General features: G+C 71.6%; 14 protein-coding genes. 10 read left to right on the plus strand and 4 right to left on the minus strand.

The window, feature by feature from the left end:
• Nucleotides 1-165: 165 nt before the first annotated feature.
• Together LZ604_RS17080 and LZ604_RS17085 are read left to right on the plus strand one after the other, a co-directional pair.
• Nucleotides 166-882 carry a MerR family transcriptional regulator gene (locus LZ604_RS17080; RefSeq protein WP_234516000.1) on the plus strand — a complete coding sequence of 239 codons (717 nt, stop codon included), beginning with the start codon at nt 166-168 and terminating at the stop codon, nt 880-882.
• Nucleotides 883-960: 78 nt separating this feature from the next.
• Entirely contained in the window at nt 961-2,460 is a 1,500-nt protein-coding gene (locus LZ604_RS17085) for an acyl-CoA synthetase (RefSeq protein ID WP_234516005.1), read from the plus strand.
• 6 nt (nt 2,461-2,466) lie between these two features.
• Here the strand turns inward: LZ604_RS17085 and paaK are convergent, their stop codons facing one another.
• Both paaK and LZ604_RS17095 read right to left on the minus strand, forming a co-directional pair.
• Entirely contained in the window at nt 2,467-3,762 is a 1,296-nt protein-coding gene (gene paaK, locus LZ604_RS17090) for a phenylacetate--CoA ligase PaaK (RefSeq protein ID WP_234516007.1), read from the minus strand.
• Between the two features lie 516 nt (nt 3,763-4,278).
• Entirely contained in the window at nt 4,279-5,898 is a 1,620-nt protein-coding gene (locus LZ604_RS17095; protein WP_234516008.1) for an acyl-CoA synthetase, read from the minus strand.
• 186 nt (nt 5,899-6,084) lie between these two features.
• Here LZ604_RS17095 and LZ604_RS17100 point away from each other — a divergent pair, with 186 nt between their 5' ends.
• The 7 genes from LZ604_RS17100 (at nt 6,085) to LZ604_RS17130 (ending at nt 12,118) form a co-directional block, all read left to right on the plus strand.
• A complete protein-coding gene (locus tag LZ604_RS17100) occupies nt 6,085-6,885 on the plus strand; it encodes a crotonase/enoyl-CoA hydratase family protein (protein WP_234516009.1) in 801 nt (266 codons plus the stop codon).
• A gap of 22 nt (nt 6,886-6,907) precedes the next feature.
• On the plus strand, nt 6,908-7,849 hold the full coding sequence (locus LZ604_RS17105; RefSeq protein ID WP_234516010.1) for a Zn-ribbon domain-containing OB-fold protein: 942 nt from the start codon (nt 6,908-6,910) through the stop codon (nt 7,847-7,849).
• Complete coding sequence (locus tag LZ604_RS17110) at nt 7,846-8,916, plus strand: thiolase family protein (protein ID WP_234516012.1); 1,071 nt, start codon at nt 7,846-7,848, stop codon at nt 8,914-8,916. Before LZ604_RS17105 ends, LZ604_RS17110 begins: the two co-directional genes overlap by 4 nt.
• Nucleotides 8,913-10,079 carry a thiolase family protein gene (locus tag LZ604_RS17115; protein WP_234516014.1) on the plus strand — a complete coding sequence of 389 codons (1,167 nt, stop codon included), beginning with the start codon at nt 8,913-8,915 and terminating at the stop codon, nt 10,077-10,079. The genes LZ604_RS17110 and LZ604_RS17115 overlap by 4 nt, the downstream gene beginning before the upstream one ends.
• A gap of 83 nt (nt 10,080-10,162) precedes the next feature.
• Nucleotides 10,163-10,405 (plus strand): DUF397 domain-containing protein, encoded by a 243-nt coding sequence (locus tag LZ604_RS17120; RefSeq protein WP_234516015.1) that lies wholly within the window; start codon nt 10,163-10,165, stop codon nt 10,403-10,405.
• A gap of 131 nt (nt 10,406-10,536) precedes the next feature.
• Nucleotides 10,537-11,454 (plus strand): universal stress protein, encoded by a 918-nt coding sequence (locus LZ604_RS17125; RefSeq protein WP_234516017.1) that lies wholly within the window; start codon nt 10,537-10,539, stop codon nt 11,452-11,454.
• Between the two features lie 166 nt (nt 11,455-11,620).
• Nucleotides 11,621-12,118 carry a hypothetical protein gene (locus LZ604_RS17130; protein ID WP_234516018.1) on the plus strand — a complete coding sequence of 166 codons (498 nt, stop codon included), beginning with the start codon at nt 11,621-11,623 and terminating at the stop codon, nt 12,116-12,118.
• A 62-nt stretch (nt 12,119-12,180) separates the two neighbouring features.
• Here LZ604_RS17130 and LZ604_RS17135 read toward each other — a convergent pair whose 3' ends face one another.
• Together LZ604_RS17135 and LZ604_RS17140 are read right to left on the minus strand one after the other, a co-directional pair.
• Nucleotides 12,181-14,166 (minus strand): N-acetylmuramoyl-L-alanine amidase, encoded by a 1,986-nt coding sequence (locus tag LZ604_RS17135; RefSeq protein WP_234516020.1) that lies wholly within the window; start codon nt 14,164-14,166, stop codon nt 12,181-12,183.
• A 287-nt stretch (nt 14,167-14,453) separates the two neighbouring features.
• Entirely contained in the window at nt 14,454-15,593 is a 1,140-nt protein-coding gene (locus LZ604_RS17140; RefSeq protein ID WP_234516022.1) for an aminoglycoside phosphotransferase family protein, read from the minus strand.
• 233 nt (nt 15,594-15,826) lie between these two features.
• Between LZ604_RS17140 and LZ604_RS17145 the strand changes: the two genes are divergently transcribed.
• The gene (locus LZ604_RS17145) at nt 15,827-17,326 is read left to right on the plus strand and encodes a DNA-binding protein NsdB (protein ID WP_234516024.1); all 1,500 of its coding nucleotides are present in this window, start codon (nt 15,827-15,829) and stop codon (nt 17,324-17,326) included.
• Nucleotides 17,327-17,350: the final 24 nt, after the last annotated feature.

Here is a 17,350-nt window from a genome sequence, read left to right on the forward strand (position 1 = left end):
GAGCCATCGGGCGGGACCTGCGGCTTCAATTGTTTCATTCAACTGCTACCAGGGACTTTGACGACCGTCACCGCTGGTCGCTCCCTCGCTGTGCCGGAAAAGTCTCAACCGGTGGTGAGGCGTTAGGGTGAGTTCGCCCGGCAGCCGACGGCGGGGGAGGCGAACGTGGCGGACCGGCTGCGCGTCAGCGATCTGGCGCGGACGGCAGGGATCTCGGTCCAGCAGGTCCGCACCTATGTGGACACAGGGGTGCTGCCTCCTGTCGAACGGACGGCGAGCGGCTACCGGGTCTTCACCGGCACACACGCCGAAGCCCTCGCCACCGCACGCCAGTTGGCCGCCGGCCACGACTGGCGCACCGCACGTCTGGTCCTGCGTGCCGTGCACACCGGTGACCTGGAGGCCGCCCTGGCGGCGCTGGACGCAAGCCATGCCCGGCTGGACCGCGAACGCGGTGAACTGGCCGCCGTCCACGACGCCCTGAAGTCCTTCCTGACGGACCACACGACCCACCCGGCCACCGTGCATCGGCGCCTGCGCATCGGCCAGGTCGCCCGCGCCGTCGGCGTCAAACCGCCCGTACTCCGGCTCTGGGAAGCCCGCGGTCTGCTGAGCCCCGACCGGGAGCCCGCCACCGGATACCGCCTCTACCCCCGGTCCGAGCAGATCGCCGCGCACGTCGTCGCACTGCTGCGCCGGGGTCACCACCCGCTCGCCGCCATCGCCGTGGTCCTGGAGGAACTGCGGGCGACGGGCAGCCCCGAGCGCGTGCTGGAGGAACTGACCCACCGCGAACGGGACCTGCACCGCCGCAGCCTCCACCGGCTCAAGGCGTCCGCGGCCCTGTACGCCTATCTGCGGTACCTCCAACAGGCCCCGTGACACCGCGCGACGGGCTTGACCCGCCGCGCGCGAGGCCACGAGGATCGCGCCAGGACAGGGCGGACGAAGGGGCGGTTCATGACGGCGGGACGAAGCGTCACGGTCGACGGCACACTGCGGCGCAGCGCCCGGCGCACCCCGGAGCGCGTCGCGATCCAGTACGAGGACCGGTCGTGGACCTATGCCGAACTCGACGACGCCGTCTCCCGCGCCGCCCGCGTCCTGCGCGAGAGCGGTCTCGGCCCCGGGGACCGGGTCGGCGCGTACGGCCACAACTCCGACGCGTATCTGATCGGCTTCCTGGCCTGCTCCCGCGCCGGGCTGGTGCATGTGCCGGTCAACCAGAACCTGAGCGGCGAGGACCTGGCGTATCTCGTCGGCCAGTCCGGCTGCGCCCTCGTCCTCGCCGATCCGGACCTCGCCGGGAACCTCCCCGACGGCGTACGCGTGCAGCCGCTGCGTGACGCGGACGATTCCCTGCTCGCCCGGCTCGCCGTCACGGAGCCGTACGACGGTGAGGAGCCGCGGGGCGAGGATCTCGTGCAACTGCTCTACACGTCCGGTACGACCGCGCAGCCCAAGGGCGCGATGATGACGCACCGGGCGCTGGTGCACGAGTACCTCAGCGCGATCACCGCGCTCGACCTGAGCGCGGGCGACCGGCCCGCGCATGCACTACCGCTCTACCACTCGGCACAGATGCACGTCTTCCTGCTGCCCTCCCTCGCCGTCGGGGCGCAGAACATCATCCTCGACGCGCCCGACGGCGGCCGGCTCTTCGACCTGATCGAGACGGGCCGCGTGGACAGCCTGTTCGCGCCGCCCACCGTATGGATCGGCCTCGCGGGCCGCCCCGACTTCGCCACCCGCGACCTGAGCGGGCTGCGCAAGGCCTACTACGGTGCCTCGATCATGCCCGTGCCCGTCCTGGAGCGCCTGAAGGCACGGCTGCCCACGCTCGCGTTCTACAACTGCTTCGGGCAGAGCGAGATCGGCCCGCTGGCCATGGTCCTCGGGCCCGATGAGCACAAGGGGCGCATGGACTCGTGCGGGCGCCCGGTGCTGTTCGTGGAGGCCAGGCTCGTCGACGAGGCCGGCCAGGACGTGCCCGACGGGGAGCGGGGCGAGATCGTCTACCGGTCACCGCAGTTGTGCGAGGGGTACTGGGACAAACCCGAGGAGACCGCCGAGGCCTTCCGGGACGGCTGGTTCCACTCCGGCGATCTCGCGGTGCGTGACACCCAGGGCTACTTCACGGTCGTGGACCGGGTCAAGGACGTCATCAACTCCGGTGGTGTGCTGGTCGCCTCGCGTCAGGTCGAGGACGCCCTGTACACCCATGAGCGGGTCGCCGAGGTGGCGGTGATCGGCCTGCCCGACGAGCGGTGGATCGAAGCGGTCACCGCCGTGGTCGTGCCGCGCGGGGAGGTGACCGAGGCCGAACTCCTCGCGCATGCGCGTGAGAAGCTCGCCCACTTCAAGGCCCCCAAGCGGGTGCTGTTCGTGGACGAGCTGCCGCGTAACGCGAGCGGAAAGATCCTCAAGCGGGAGCTGCGGGAACGCTTCGCGCAGGTCTGAGCCGGGTCAACGCGGCCGCAGATCCACGATCCGCCGGATCTTGCCCACCGACCGCTCCAGCGACTCCGGCTCGACGATCTCCACGCCGACCGTGAGGCCGGTCCCGTCCTTCACGGCCGCAGCGATGGTGAGCGCCGCCGCGTCCCGCTGCTCGGGCGTGGCACCGGCCCGGGCCTCGGCCCGCACCGTCAGCGCGTCGAGCCGGCCCTCGCGGGTGAGCCGGAGCTGGAAGTGCGGCGCCACGCCCGGGGTGCGCAGCACGATCTCCTCGATCTGGGTGGGGAAGAGGTTGACCCCGCGCAGGATGACCATGTCGTCGCTGCGGCCCGTGATCTTCTCGATCCGCCGGAAGGCCCGGGCCGTGCCGGGCAGCAGGCGGGTCAGGTCCCGCGTCCGGTACCGGATGACGGGCATGGCCTCCTTGGTCAGGGAGGTGAACACCAGCTCGCCCTCCTCACCGTCGGGCAGCACCTCACCCGTGAGGGGATCGACGACCTCGGGGTAGAAGTGGTCCTCCCACACATGCAGGCCGTCCTTAGTCTCGACGCACTCCTGCGCCACGCCCGGTCCCACGACCTCCGACAGTCCGTAGATGTCGACGGCGTCGATCGCGAACCGCTCCTCGATCTCGCGCCGCATCTCCTCGGTCCAGGGCTCGGCGCCGAAGATCCCGACGCGCAGGGAGGTGGAGCGCGGGTCGACGCCCTGGCGCTCGAACTCGTCGAGGAGGGTGAGCATGTACGACGGGGTCACCATGATGACGCCCGGCTCGAGGTCCTGGATCAGATGCACCTGCCGTGCGGTCATGCCGCCCGAGGCGGGGATCACCGTGCATCCGAGGCGTTCGGCCCCGTAGTGGGCGCCGAGCCCTCCGGTGAAGAGGCCGTAGCCGTAGGCCACGTGCACCGTGTCGCCGGGGCGCCCGCCCGCCGCGCGGATCGACCGGGCCACCATGTCCGCCCACAGCGACAGGTCGTTGTCGGTGTACCCGACGACGGTGGGGCGCCCGGTGGTGCCGCTGGAGGCATGCAGGCGCCGGATCCGCTCGCGGGGCACGGCGAACATGCCGTACGGGTAGTTCTCCCGCAGATCGGCCTTCACGGTGAACGGGAAACGGGCGAGATCGGCGAGCGACCGGCAGTCGTCCGGGTGAAGCCCCGCCTTGTCGAAGGCCGCCCGGTAGAAGGGCACATGGGCGTACGCGTGGCGTAGCGAGGCCCGCAACCGCTCGAGCTGAAGGTCCCGCAGCGCCTTCGGGTCGAGCCGTTCTCCCGCGTCCAGCAGGTCGTGCGCGTTCGCCATGAGGGCGTCTTCCTCTTCAGTCACACCATTCCGGGCGACCGATCATTCGGTCGGACCACGTGAACATCAGTAATTCAGCTCGTCGACCCGAAGGCAAGAGGACGGCATCGAAGTTTTCGGGGTGGCTTCCGCGCTTCTCGGCGGACTGACGGCCCGGCGCCGGCTGGTTCTGCCCGGTCTGCCCGGCGGCCCGGTACCCGCAGCGCGTGGCCGCTCCGGCCCTGATCACCGCCACCCCCTGGGCCCTGGGCATGCCCGCCACCTCCGGCACCGGCTGACCTCGGCCCGGCTGCGCAACGACGACCCGCGCGGCGCTCGCCGGCCTGGCCGCGCCGGTCCCGGTGTACGCGGGCGAGCCCGACGGCGGCCCGCGCCCCCCGGCCGGCCCGCCGTTTCACCGAGTGTGTCCCGCGCGCGGGGTGCGTCGTCCAGCGGTCCGCCGGCCACTAACCTTGGCCGGACGATCCCGCGGGGTCCACGGCCCGGGTCGGCGACTTCTTCACCCGTGCGCCGCGTTCAGTGAGCCGCCGCCAGTGCCACCTCCTTGGCCCAGCGGTAGTCCGCCTTGCCGCTGGGCGAGCGGCGGACGGTGTCGGTGATCACCAGCTGACGGGGCACCTTGTAGCCCGCCAGACGAGGCCGGCAGTGCGCCTGGATGTCCTCCAGGGTCGGCCGGGGTGCGCCCTCGCGGAGTTGCACCACCGCCGCCACACGATGGCCCCAGGTCGCGTCCGGCACACCGGCGACCAGCGCGTCGTACACGTCCGGATGTGACTTCAGGGCCTGTTCGACCTCCTCCGGGTAGACCTTCTCACCGCCGGTGTTGATGCACTGCGAGCCGCGGCCGAGGACCGTGACCACGCCTTCCTCGTCGACCGTCGCCATGTCGCCGAGCAGCACCCACCGCTCGCCGTCCTTGTGGAAGAACGTCTCGGCGGTCTTCGCGGGATCGTTGTAGTAGCCGAGGGGCACATGCCCCCGCTGTGCGATCCGGCCCGGCTCTCCGGTCGCGACCGGTTCCCGGGTGACCGGATCCACCACGCGGGTACGGGAGTTGACCCGGATGCGGAAGCCCCTGTCCGGGCCGGAATCGGGGGTCGCGGTGCCGTTGAAGCCCGACTCGGAGGAACCGAAGTTGTTCAGCAGCAGCGCGTTCGGCACCAGCTCCTGGAGCTGGGCGCGCACGGTGTCCGACATGATCGCCCCGGACGACGACACACTCAGCAGGGACGAGCAGTCCGTGCCCTTCATCGGTCCGCACAGCGCGTCGATCAGCGGCCGGAGCATCGCGTCGCCCACCAGCGAGATGCTGGTGACCTTCTCCCTCTCCACGGTCCGCAGCACCTCCTCCGCAGCGAACTTGCGATGCAGCACGACGCGCTGGCCGAAGTTGAGGCCGATGAACGCCGTGAGCGTGGAGGTGCCGTGCATCAGCGGCGCGGTCGGGAAGAAGGTGAGGCCCTCGCCGCCGGCCGCGACCCGCTGGGCCAGCTCCGCCGGACTCCTCACCGGTTCTCCGGTCGGGGCGCCGCCGCCGAGCCCGGAGAAGAACAGGTCCTCCTGCCGCCACATCACCCCCTTCGGCATGCCGGTGGTGCCGCCGGTGTAGATGATGAACTGGTCGTCCGCCGAGCGGGCCGGGAAACCGCGCTCCGGTGATCCGGCCGCCTCGGCGTCGGCGAAGTCCACGGCGGACGGCGGGGCGGCGCCCGCTGCCGGGATTCCCACGCGCAGCAGGTGCCGCAGACCCGGGACGCGGGGCAGCGCAGCCGTCACCCGATCCGTGAACTCCGCGTCGAAGACCAGGGCCACCAGGTCGGCGTCCCGGAAGAGATAGACCAACTCGTCTTCCACATAGCGATAGTTGACGTTGACCGGCACGATGCGCGCCTTCAGGCAGCCGAGTACCGTCTGGAGGTACTCCACGCCGTTGTACAAGTCCAGCCCGAGGTGTTCCCCCGGCCGTATCCCGCGGTCCAGCAGATGGTGTCCGATGCGGTTGGCCGCCGCGTCCAGGTCCGCGTAGGTCAGGCGGCGCTCCGATCCCGTGCCCGGGTGGTCGAGGCAGACGAGCGCCTCGCGGTGCGGGACCACGTCGACGACCGACTCGAACAGGTCGGCAAGGTTGTACTCCACCGCTCCTCCTGTCCCCGGCGAGGCTCGTGCAGCAAGGCGCGTCCATCGGTTCGCCGGTCATCAGAGCAAAGGCGGACACAACTGTGAAGGCCCTGGGGCCAAGAAATCTGACTACCTGTCAGAAAACCCTTGTCCTGTCCCCGCGCCTCCTGCAACCTGTTCTCGTTCCGGAGACGGGAGGAAGCGATGGGCGGGACGGAACACCTCACCGTGCAGCGCGAAGGCGCCACACTCGTGCTCACGCTCAACAGGCCGGAGGCCAGGAACGCGCTCTCGTTGCCGATGCTGGTGGGGCTCTACGACGGCTGGATCGAGGCCGACGGGGACGATGCGATCCGCTCGATCGTGCTCACCGGCGCCGGCGGTTCCTTCTGCGCCGGCATGGACCTCAAGGCGCTGGCGGGGGGCGGCATGGACGGGCAGCACCACCGGGCCCGGCTCAAGGCCGACCCCGACCTGCACTGGAAGGCCATGCTGCGCCACCATCGACCCCGCAAACCGGTGATCGCCGCCGTCGAGGGGCACTGCGTCGCGGGCGGCACCGAGATCCTCCAGGGGACCGACATCCGCGTCGCGGGTGAGTCCGCGACCTTCGGCCTGTTCGAGGTCCGCCGAGGCCTGTTCCCGATCGGCGGCTCGACCGTCCGGCTGCAGCGGCAGATCCCGCGCACCCACGCCCTGGAGATGCTGCTCACCGGACGGCCGTACAGCGCCCGGGAGGCCGCCGGCATCGGGCTGATCGGGCACGTCGTCCCCGACGGCGCCGCGCTCGCCAGGGCATTGGAGATCGCCGAGCAGATCAACGCCTGCGGACCGCTCGCCGTCGAAGCCGTCAAGGCCTCCGTGTACGAGACCGCCGAGATGACCGAGACCGATGGACTCGCCGCCGAACTCACCCGCGGATGGCCCGTCTTCGACACCGCCGACGCCAAGGAAGGCGCCCGTGCCTTCTCCGAGAAGCGGCCCCCCGTCTACAAGCGCGCCTGAACCGTCGAAGGAGCCCTCCGGCATGCCCGAAGTCCTCAAAGCCCCCCTCGTCGTCGAGTTCCCCTTCACCCGCTCCCTGGGCCCCGTGCAGAGCGCCTTCCTCACCGGCCTGCGCGAGCGCGTCGTCCTCGGAGTCAGGACCACCGACGGCCGCACGCTCGTGCCGCCCGTCGAGTACGACCCCGTCACCGCGCAGGAGATCCGCGACCTCGTGGAGGTCGCTCCCACGGGCACGGTCACCACCTGGGCCTGGAACCACGCACCGCGCCGCGGCCAGCCCCTCGCCACCCCCTTCGCCTGGGTCCTGGTCCGGCTCGACGGAGCCGACACCGCCCTGCTGCACGCCCTCGACGCCCCGGGACCCGACGCCGTGCACACCGGCATGCGGGTGCGCATCCGCTGGGCCGGCGACCGCACCGGCGCCATCACCGACATCGACTGCTTCGAGCCGTACGACGGCGAACCGGAGCAACCGGGCGATCACACCGGCGAGTTCGACAATCCGCTCACCGGCATCGTCGCCCCCGCCCGCCTCGACTACACCTACGCGCCCGGCCGCGCCCAGTCCGGCTACATCGACGCCCTGTCCGGGCGGCGCACCGTCGGCGAGCGCTGCCCCTCGTGCCGCAAGGTGTACGTCCCGCCCCGGGGCGCCTGCCCCACCTGCGGTGTGGCCACCTCCGAACAGGTCGAGGTCGGGCCCCGCGGCACCGTCACCACCTTCTGCGTCGTCAACATCAAAGCCAAGAACCTCGACATCGAGGTGCCGTACGTCTACGCCCACATCGCCCTCGACGGCGCCGACCTCGCGCTGCACGGGCGCATCGGCGGCATCGCCTGCGACCAGGTGCGCATGGGCCTGCGCGTCGAGCCCGTGTGGACCGAAGGGGCCCGCTACCCCGACCACTACCGGCCGACCGGCGAAGCCGATGCGGACTACGACACCTACAAGGAGCTGCTGTGACACGCGACGGCACCCCGTGGGCCCGCGAGATCGCCGTGGTCGCCTTCGCGCAGACCGGCCACCGCCGCACCAGCGACGAGCTCTCCGAGGTGGAGATGCTCATGCCGGTCCTGCACGACGTCCTCGCACAGACCGGTCTCAGGACCGCCGACATCGGCTTCACCTGCTCAGGCTCCAGCGACTATCTCGCGGGCCGCGCCTTCTCCTTCACCCTCGCCCTCGACGGAGTGGGCGCCTGGCCGCCGATCTCCGAGTCGCATGTCGAGATGGACGGCGCCTGGGCGCTGTACGAGGCATGGACCAAACTGCTCACGGGCGACGCGGACACCGCGCTGGTCTACGCGTACGGCAAGTCCTCACCCGGATCCGTACGCGACGTCCTCACCCGCCAGCTCGACCCCTACTACCTGGCGCCGCTGTGGCCGGACTCGGTGGCGCTCGCCGCCCTGCAGGCACAGGCGCTCATCGACGCGGGGGAGACCGACGAGAGCGCGCTCGCCGGGATCGCGGCCCGCAACCGCGAGGCCGCCGCCGCCAACCCACACGCCCAGCTGAGGGGCCCGGTGCCGCCCGGGGACTATCTCGTACGGCCCCTGCGCACCGGGGACTGCCCGCCGATCGGTGACGGCGCCGCCGCCGTGATCCTCGCGGCGGGCGAGCGGGCCCGCGAGCTGTGCGCGCGGCCCGCCTGGATCCGGGGGGTGGACCACCGCATCGAGGCCCATGCGCCCGGGGTGCGCGACCTGACCGACGCGCCGTCCGCACGGCTGGCCGCCGAGCGGGCCGGAGCCTTCGAGCGGCCGGTCGACACCGCCGAGTTGCACGCGCCGTTCACCGCGCAGGAGGTGATCCTGCGCAAGGCGCTGCGCCTCGACGCAGGCGTCACGGTCAACCCCTCCGGAGGAGCCCTCGCCGCCAACCCGGTCATGGCCACCGGACTGATCCGCATCGGCGAGGCCGCCGCCCGCATCCACCGCGGCGACTCCGACCGCGCGCTCGCCCACGCCACCTCCGGTCCGTGCCTGCAACAGAACCTGGTCGCCGTACTCGAAGGAGACCCGCGATGAGCAAGGAGCCCGTGGCCGTCACCGGCATCGGCCAGACCAGGCACGTCGCGGCACGCCGGGACGTGTCGATCGCCGGGCTCGTCCGGGAGGCGGCCCGAAGGGCACTGGACGACGCCGAGCTGACCTGGTCCGACATCGACGCCGTGGTCATCGGGAAGGCCCCCGACTTCTTCGAGGGCGTCATGATGCCGGAGCTGTACCTCGCCGACGCGCTCGGCGCGGTCGGCAAGCCCATGCTCCGGGTGCACACGGCCGGATCAGTCGGCGGCTCCACCGCGCTCGTCGCCGCGAACCTCGTCGCGGCCCGCGTCCACGGCACCGTGCTGACCCTCGCGTACGAAAAACAGTCCGAGTCCAACGCGATGTGGGGCCTGTCGTTGCCGATCCCCTTCCAGCAGCCGCTGCTGGCCGGCGCCGGCGGATTCTTCGCGCCGCACGTCCGCGCGTACGTGCGGCGCAGCGGGGCCCCTGACACGATCGGCTCCCTGGTCGCCTACAAGGACCGGCGCAACGCGCTGAAGAACCCGTACGCACACCTCCACGAGCACGACATCACCCTGGAGAAGGTGCAGTCCTCACCCATGCTGTGGGACCCGATCCGCTACTCGGAGACCTGTCCGTCCTCCGACGGCGCCTGCGCCATGGTGCTCACCGACCGCGCCGGGGCGGCCCGTTCGCCCCGGCCCCCCGCGTGGCTGCTCGGCGGGGCCATGCGCAGCGAGCCGACCCTGTTCGCGGGCAAGGACTTCGTGTCACCGCAGGCCGGCAAGGACTGCGCCGCCGACGTCTACCGGCAGGCGGGTATCGCCGACCCGCGCCGGGACATCGACGCGGTGGAGATGTACGTGCCCTTCTCCTGGTACGAGCCGATGTGGCTGGAGAACCTCGGCTTCGCCGAGGAGGGCGAGGGCTGGAAGCTCACCGAGTCGGGAGTGACCGAACTCGACGGCGATCTGCCCGTCAACATGTCCGGGGGCGTGCTCTCCACGAATCCCATTGGCGCCTCCGGCATGATCCGCTTCGCCGAAGCGGCCCTCCAGGTGCGCGGCCAGGCCGGAGAACACCAGGTGGAGGGGGCCCGCAGGGTGCTCGGGCACGCCTATGGAGGCGGCTCCCAGTTCTTCTCCATGTGGCTGGTCGGCGACCGGCCGCCGACCTCCTGAGCGCGTCCGGCCCCGACGCCCTGTCGGCCGGGGGACGCGCTCGCTAGGCTGGCCGCGGACGACGAACCGGGAGGAGCACGGACGTGGCCGAGAGCACCATCCAGCAGCACCCGCTCGCGGGCTGGGACAAGCCGGAGCTGGACCTGAGCAACGCCGACTGGCAGTCCGGCAGCCGCGGGCTCGGAGATGTCCAGATCGCCTTCGTCGAAGGCTTCATCGCGATGCGCAACAGTGGCCGCCCCGAGAGTCCTTCCCTGATCTTCACCCCGGCGGAGTGGGGCGCGTTCGTGTCGGGGGCACGGGAGGGTGAGTTCGACCTCACCTGAGTCCACCGCTCACGGCCTCTCCTCCCAGTCCGGAATTTCCGGACACGCGGCCGTGGAAACCGTCCCGGGGCCGCCGTCTGCGCCAGGCTGGCCCCGGAACGTTCACAGCTGCGTGCCGGAGGCGACATTCCATGACCACCCTGCCGGTCGTCGCGGCCATCGACGGGTCGGACGACAGCCTGCGCGCCCTGGACTGGGCGCTGACCGCGGCCCGGCTGCGCACGGCACCTCTGCGCGTGGTCCACGCACGCCAGTACGCGCCCTGGACGCAGTCCGACGAGCCGGTCGCGGGCGCCCCGGAGCCGGCCGGGGATCCCGTGCTCGAGCAGGCGCGAGCCCGGCTGGAGAACCGGGGAACGCGGACGGTCGTGGAGTACATGGCCCCACAGGGCCCGCCGGCTGCGGTCCTGCCCGAACTGGGCTCCGACGCCCAGCTGATGGTGCTCGGCTCCCGCGGCCGGGGAGGCTTCGCCAGCCTGCTGCTCGGCTCCAACAGCCTCGCGGCGGCCCGCGACGCCCCCTGCCCGGTGGTCGTCGTGCCGCGACCGGGACGCGAGGTGCACGAAGGCCCGCCCGTGGCCCCCGGGCCACGGGTCGTCGTGGGCCTGCACATCGACAGCCCCGCGCAGACCGCCCTCGCCTTCGCCTTCGCGGAGGCCGAGCAGCGGAGCGCCCGGTTGCACGTGATCTCCGCGTACCCGTGGCCCCCGGTGCAGATCTGGCCGGCACCCGGTGAACTCATGCCCCCCGCCGTCGACGAGAACGTCGTCGAGGACGAGATCCGTACCGAGGCCGCGGCCCTGCTCGCCGTCCACCGGCAACGGCACCCGCACGTCCATGTCGACCTGTCGACCCCGCCGGGGGAAGCGGCGGGGCATCTCGTCGCGGCCTCCCAGGACGCGGAACTCGTCGTCGTGGGACGTCACCGCCGCCGGCTCCTCGCGCCCGCCCGCATGATCGGCTCCGTTACCCAGGCGGTGCTGCTGCACGCGGCGAGCCCGGTCGCGGTGATCCCACCGACGGCGGAGCCCGCCCGGGCCGACGGCTGACGGCCCCTTCGGCCCGGGGCCGTGGCGCCCCTGACGGCGAGTACGAGAGCGCGCCGAACACCCGTCGCTCATGCCGAACGTCCGACGGAAAAGGCGGATGCCGTGCGCAACGCCCAGGCCGGGGACCCAGGCCCCGGCTTTCGGCTCGGCCACGTACCATGGCGGCATGTCCTTCCTCCGCCGCCGCAGCGCCACGCCCGCCGGGCCCGACTTCGACGTACTGGCCATGGATCCGGGGGACTGGCCGGGCAATCTGGGTGCCGGGCTGCTGCCCGCCCCCGACGGCAGCTGCCAGGGCGTGTTCCTGCGGTACGACCTGTTCGGCGGCCGCGGCACCGCGATGATCATCGGCAATCTGCCGGAGGGCTCCCCGGCCCGCGACGTCACCGAGGGCGAGATCCCCTTCGAGGTGGCCCAGCTCCTCCTCGCGCTGGGGAACGACGAGGAGGTCACCGTCGTCGGAACCGAGGAGATCCCGGTGATGCAGGGCGACAACCTGCTCATCGTGCGCCGCCTCAAGCTCTCGGAGAGCCGGATCTCCTGCGTCCAGTTCGACCGCAGCGACAACGTGCTCGTCACCATCGCCGCCTGGGACCGGCCGATCCCCGACGATCTGTACGCGCTGCTGAAGCCGCTGCCCGCGGAGCTCTTCCAGCAGGGCTGACCGACCGACGCACGAAGGGCCGGTCCCGCCACCCGCGGGACCGGCCCTTCGCCGTATGACGGCTACGCGCCCGACGGCAAGGCGCCCGACCGCTCCACCCGGACGTCCGCAGCCCGCACGAACGCCACCCGGTGGCCGAACTGGATCTCGTAGTACAGGTCCTCGCCGACCACGACCCGGTGGGAGTCCGTGGTGAAGGTGACCGCGTAGTAGTACTCGCCCGGCACCCGGTCGCCGATCACGTACCTCTGGCCCGCAGGCAGGCGATACGGCAGCGGTGACACCGACTGCGCGGGCACCCCATCCGGGTACGCCTCCTTCTCCGGATACGCCCGGCCGTACACCGGGATGTCCGTGAGGCCGGCCCTGGGCGTCACCACGAGACCGGACGCGTCCACCGCCGTCCGCTGCACCTTCGGGTTGCGGAACCAGGCCCTCTGGCCCAGATACCAGATCGCCGTCCAGTCCCCGTCACGTCCGGCGACCGCGTACCGCTGGCCGGTGGAGGCCCGTGAGCCCACGTCGTTCACGTCGATCGTCGAGTCGCCCCCCGAAGGATGCAGCCCGATGTCCTTGATCAGCGGCGAGGCGTCGTCCGGCGCGCTGTACAGGCGCACTTCGCTGGAGCCGTGCGCCGGGCACGGCACGCCCGGCTGGGCGCAGCCCGTGTACTTCGGCCGGTTCGCCGTGTAGTCCGGCAGGATCGTCACCAGTCCGCCGCCGGGGCCGGCCGTGGTGTGGAACGGACTGCCGAGCAACTCGAAGTAGTGCCGCCAGTCCCAGTATGGTCCCGGGTCCGTGTGCATGCCGGGGATCGACGAGGTCGTCGGGCCCGGCACGTTGTCGTGCCCGAGGATGTGCTGCCGGTCCAGCGGTAGGCCGTACTTCCCGGCGAGGTACCCCACCAGTCGCGCCGACGAACGGTACATCGCCTCGGTGTACCAGGCGTCCGGGGAGGCGAGGAAGCCCTCGTGCTCGATGCCGATCGACTTGGCGTTGACGTACCAGTTGCCCGCGTGCCAGGCCACGTCCTTCGCCTTCACATGCTGGGCGATCAATCCGTCCGTGGAGCGCACGGTGTAGTTCCAGGAGACATATGTGGGGTCCTGGATCAGCTTGAGCACGCCGTCCCACTGGCCTTCGGTGTCATGGATGACGATGTACTTGATGCTCTGGTACACCGGACGGTCACCCAGGTCGTGGTTGCCGTAGTCGTCGTCGCCGAACTGCTCGTACGGCGCCGGGACCCAGACGCAGGAGACGCTCACGGGGCATTCGGTCCCGTCGGCGCCGCCCGGACGGAGCCCGGTTCGATCCAGCTGCGCGGTCTCGGGTGCCACCTCCGGGCGCGCGACGAGCGTGATGCTCTGCCCCGTGTCCGTGGTACGCCGTTCGCCCTCGCGCAGCACGGAGAACACGTCGTCCGCGTACGCCGCCGCCGTGGCCCGGTCGTCCGCGGACGAGAACTCGGCCACCGCCCCGTACCAGTCGGCCGGGTCGTCGCTGAGCGGCTCGCCCAGCCGCTTCTGCGCCGCGGCGAGCAGCGCGGCACCACCCGCGATGTTCGCCGCCGGGTCGGTGCGCATCCGGGCGGCCGGGATACCGGTCAGTGCGGCGGCCCGGGGCAGCGTCTTCAGCCGGGCCGGCAGTTCGGCCTCCTCGGGCACCCTCGTCGTCGGCAGCAGCGTGGCCCGGGCCTGGTCGCCGCGAGCGTCCTCCGTGCCCTCGCCGTGGTGGGCGGCCTGGGCGACCGCAGTGCGGGCGTCGGTCAGATGCATCGGACCGTAGCCGCCCGAGACGCTGGGTGCGCCGCCGTGCGTGTCCCAACGGGACTGGAGGTAGCAGACGCCGAGGAGCACGCTCTGCGGTACGTGGTATTCGGCGGCCGCGGTGGCGAAGGCGCCCTGGAGTCCGGCCGGGGCTCCGGGCGCGGGGGCAGCGCCCAGCAGCGGCAGCAGCAGCACCGCCGAGGCGAGAGCGCCCGCCGTCCTGACGGTGGTGCGTCTGTGTCCGGTGGGGGAGTGGGGGTCGGTGGCGGAAACGCGCAATGCAGCCTCCTGGGACGGTCGGGCGCTGTGGGGGTGCGGGCCCGGACGTGCGTCAGTGGTACCGGCTCTCCGACGATCCGTCAATCATGCGCGGTGGCAGGCGATTTCCCACGTCAGCGGCGGTGGGAAGGAGTTTCCTGGCGGTGGTGGCACGGCCTGCGGGGCGTCAGTGGAGTGGACCAATGACCCGGACGGGTCAGTTCCCGGGAGGAGGCAGAAGGACCCGGGACACGACGAAGGTCCGCGGTACGCCGCTCTCGCGTACGCACCGCGGACCGTCATCCCCCTCAGCGAGTACTGACCGCCGCTCGAACGGCCCGCCGTGCCAACTGGCAGTCGTCGTGCAGCCGCCGCAGCAGCAGCCGCTGCTCCTCGCCGGACGGCGCAGCACCCGGGGGGGCCACTCCCGGTGCCGCCGGGGCCGTGTCGTGCATCGAACGCTGCACGGCCGTCTCGTAGGTACGGATCTCCCGGGTCAGGACGAGCATCAGGTTCACCAGGAAGGCGTCGCGCGAGGCCGGGCCGGCCGACTGCGCGATCTGGCTGATCTGACGCCGCGCCACGGGAGCGTCCCCGAGGACCGCCCACAGCGTGGCCAGGTCGTAGCCGGGCAGGTACCAGCCTGCGTGCTCCCAGTCCACCAGCACGGGGCCCGCCGGTGACAGCAGCATGTTCGACAGCAGCGCGTCGCCGTGACAGAACTGGCCCATGCCCTGACGGCCCGCCGCGTGGGCGATGTCGTGGAGCAGCTTCTGCAGGTCGCCCATGTCCCGGTCCGTGAGCAGCCCCAGCTCATGGAAGCGAGCGATGCGCTCCGGGTAGTCCAGCGGGGCGTCGAACGTGCCCGCCGGGGGACGCCACGCGTTCAGCCGGCAGATCGCGCCGAGCGCCGTCCGGATGTCCGCCCGCGGCGGCGCCTCCACGGGATGCCGCTGCAGCGCCGCCACCCGGCCCGGCATCCGCTCGATCACCAGGGTGCAGTTGTCCGGGTCCGCCGCGATCAGCCGGGGCACCCGTACCGGTGGCCGATGCCGGACGAACGACCGATATGCCACTATCTCGTGCCGGATGCGCTCGGACCAGATGGGTGAGTGGTCCAGTAAGCACTTGGCGACCGCTGTGCTGCGCCCGGTCGTGCCGACGATGAGGACGGAGCGCCCGCTTCGGCGCAGCACCTGTACCGGGGTGAACTCCGGACAGATGCGGTGCACGGAAGCGATCGCCGTGCGCAGTTGCGCACCCTGAGGGCCGGACAGGTCGATTCTGCCGCTGAGCGGTGAGGCGCCGACGCCCGGGACGCGGCGCGTACGGCCGGTGCCGAGCACCGGGGCCGCCGACCGCGCGGGGTCGAGATAGGGGCCGCCGGCGCCCGGGCGGGGGCGCAGCGACCGGGGCGGGGCGGACACGGAGGACGATGCTGCGTACATGGGTGATACAGATCCCTTCCTGTGCCTGCGAGTTGCGCGCCGTCCGACCCGGCCGCCGCGGGTGCACCCTGGGGAATGTCCGTGCGGCGACCGGGTCGGGGTGGCGCGTTCCTACCTGACACCCGTTGCCCCGTGGCACACCATCTGGCGCACCCTGGCGAACCCTGGCGAATAGTCCCCAAGCAACTGACAGCGGGCTACTGTCAACTCAGCCGAGAACCTGGGGGCTTGACGTGAGCGGACAACCCAACACCCGCCTCGCGGACCTGTTCGGCCTGGCCGGCTGGTCCAAGGGCGAACTCGCGAGGATGGTCAACCGGCAGGCGGCGGCCATGGGTCACCCCCAGCTGGCGACCGACACCTCACGGGTGCGGCGTTGGATCGACACGGGAGAGATCCCGCGCGATCCGGTACCGCGGGTGCTGGCGGCGCTGTTCACCGAGCGACTCGGCCGTGTCGTGACCATCGAGGACCTCGGTCTGGTCCGGCACGGGCGCGTGGGGAGACGGCGTGACGACGGGCATGCGCAGCACCCCGACGGAGTTCCGTGGGCGCCCGAGCGGACTGCTGCGGTCCTCACCGAATTCACGGGAATGGACCTCATGCTCAACCGACGCGGCTTGGTGAGCGCGGGCGCCGCGCTCGCCGCAGGATCCGCACTCAGCAGCGCCATGCACGACTGGCTGCACACCGATCCGGCCCTCGCGGCCGACGCTCCCCACTTCGACGATCCCCTGCACGCCGACCCCGCTGGGTTCGACCGCTACGAGGCCGCCCCCATCGGGTCGCAGGAGATCGAGGAACTGGAGCGCTCGGTCGAGGTGTTCCGGGCCTGGGACGCGGCCCGCGGCGGCGGGCTGCAGCGCAAGGCTGTCGTGGGACAGCTCAACGAGGTGGGAGGCATGCTCGCCTACCGCCACCCCGACCATCTGCAGCGCCGTCTATGGGGCGTCGCCGCCAACCTCGCCGTCCTCGCCGGGTGGATGTCGCACGACGTCGGCCTGGAGCCCACGGCTCAGAAGTACTTCGTCATCGCCGCCCACGCGGCCCGTGAGGGCGGTGACCGTCCCCGCGCCGGGGAGGCACTCTCCCGTGCCGCCCGCCAGATGGTGCACCTCGGCCGGCCCGACGACGCACTGGACCTGATGCAGCTCGCCAAGTCCGGCTCGGGCGACGAGGTGCTGCCACGCACCAAGGCCATGCTCTGCACCATCGAGGCCTGGGCACAGGCGTCCATGGGCAAGGGGCAGGCCATGCGGCGCACCCTCGGCGAGGCGGAGGACCTGTTCGTCTCCGACAGGGGGGACGTGCCCCCACCGAGCTGGATGCAGATGTTCGACGAGGCGGATCTGCACGGAATGCAGGCCCTGGCCTACCGCACCCTCGCCGAACACGAGCCCGGTGCGGCCCTGATCGCCCAGCGGCACGCCAAGGAGGCGCTGGAGCTGCGAGGCACGGGCCGGGACCGGTCGAAGATCTTCGACCACATCTCGCTCGCTTCCGCCTGCTTCATCGCCGACGACCCGGAACAGGCCGACCGCTACGCACGCCTGGCCCTGACGTCCATGGGCGCGAACTCGTCCCTGCGGACGTGGGACCGGCTGCGCGAGATGTACCGGCTCACGGGGCAGTACGCCAGTTACCCGAAGATCCAGGACCTGCGTGAGGAGATCAAACGGGCACTCCCGAAGGGCCTCACGAAGTCCGGGAGCGGCAACAGCGCACCGGCGTGAAGCGGTCTGCGACGGATCCCCCGG

Origin of the sequence: Streptomyces glomeratus, assembly GCF_021462825.1 — a bacterium.
In the GTDB taxonomy this organism is placed as follows: domain Bacteria; phylum Actinomycetota; class Actinomycetes; order Streptomycetales; family Streptomycetaceae; genus Streptomyces; species Streptomyces glomeratus.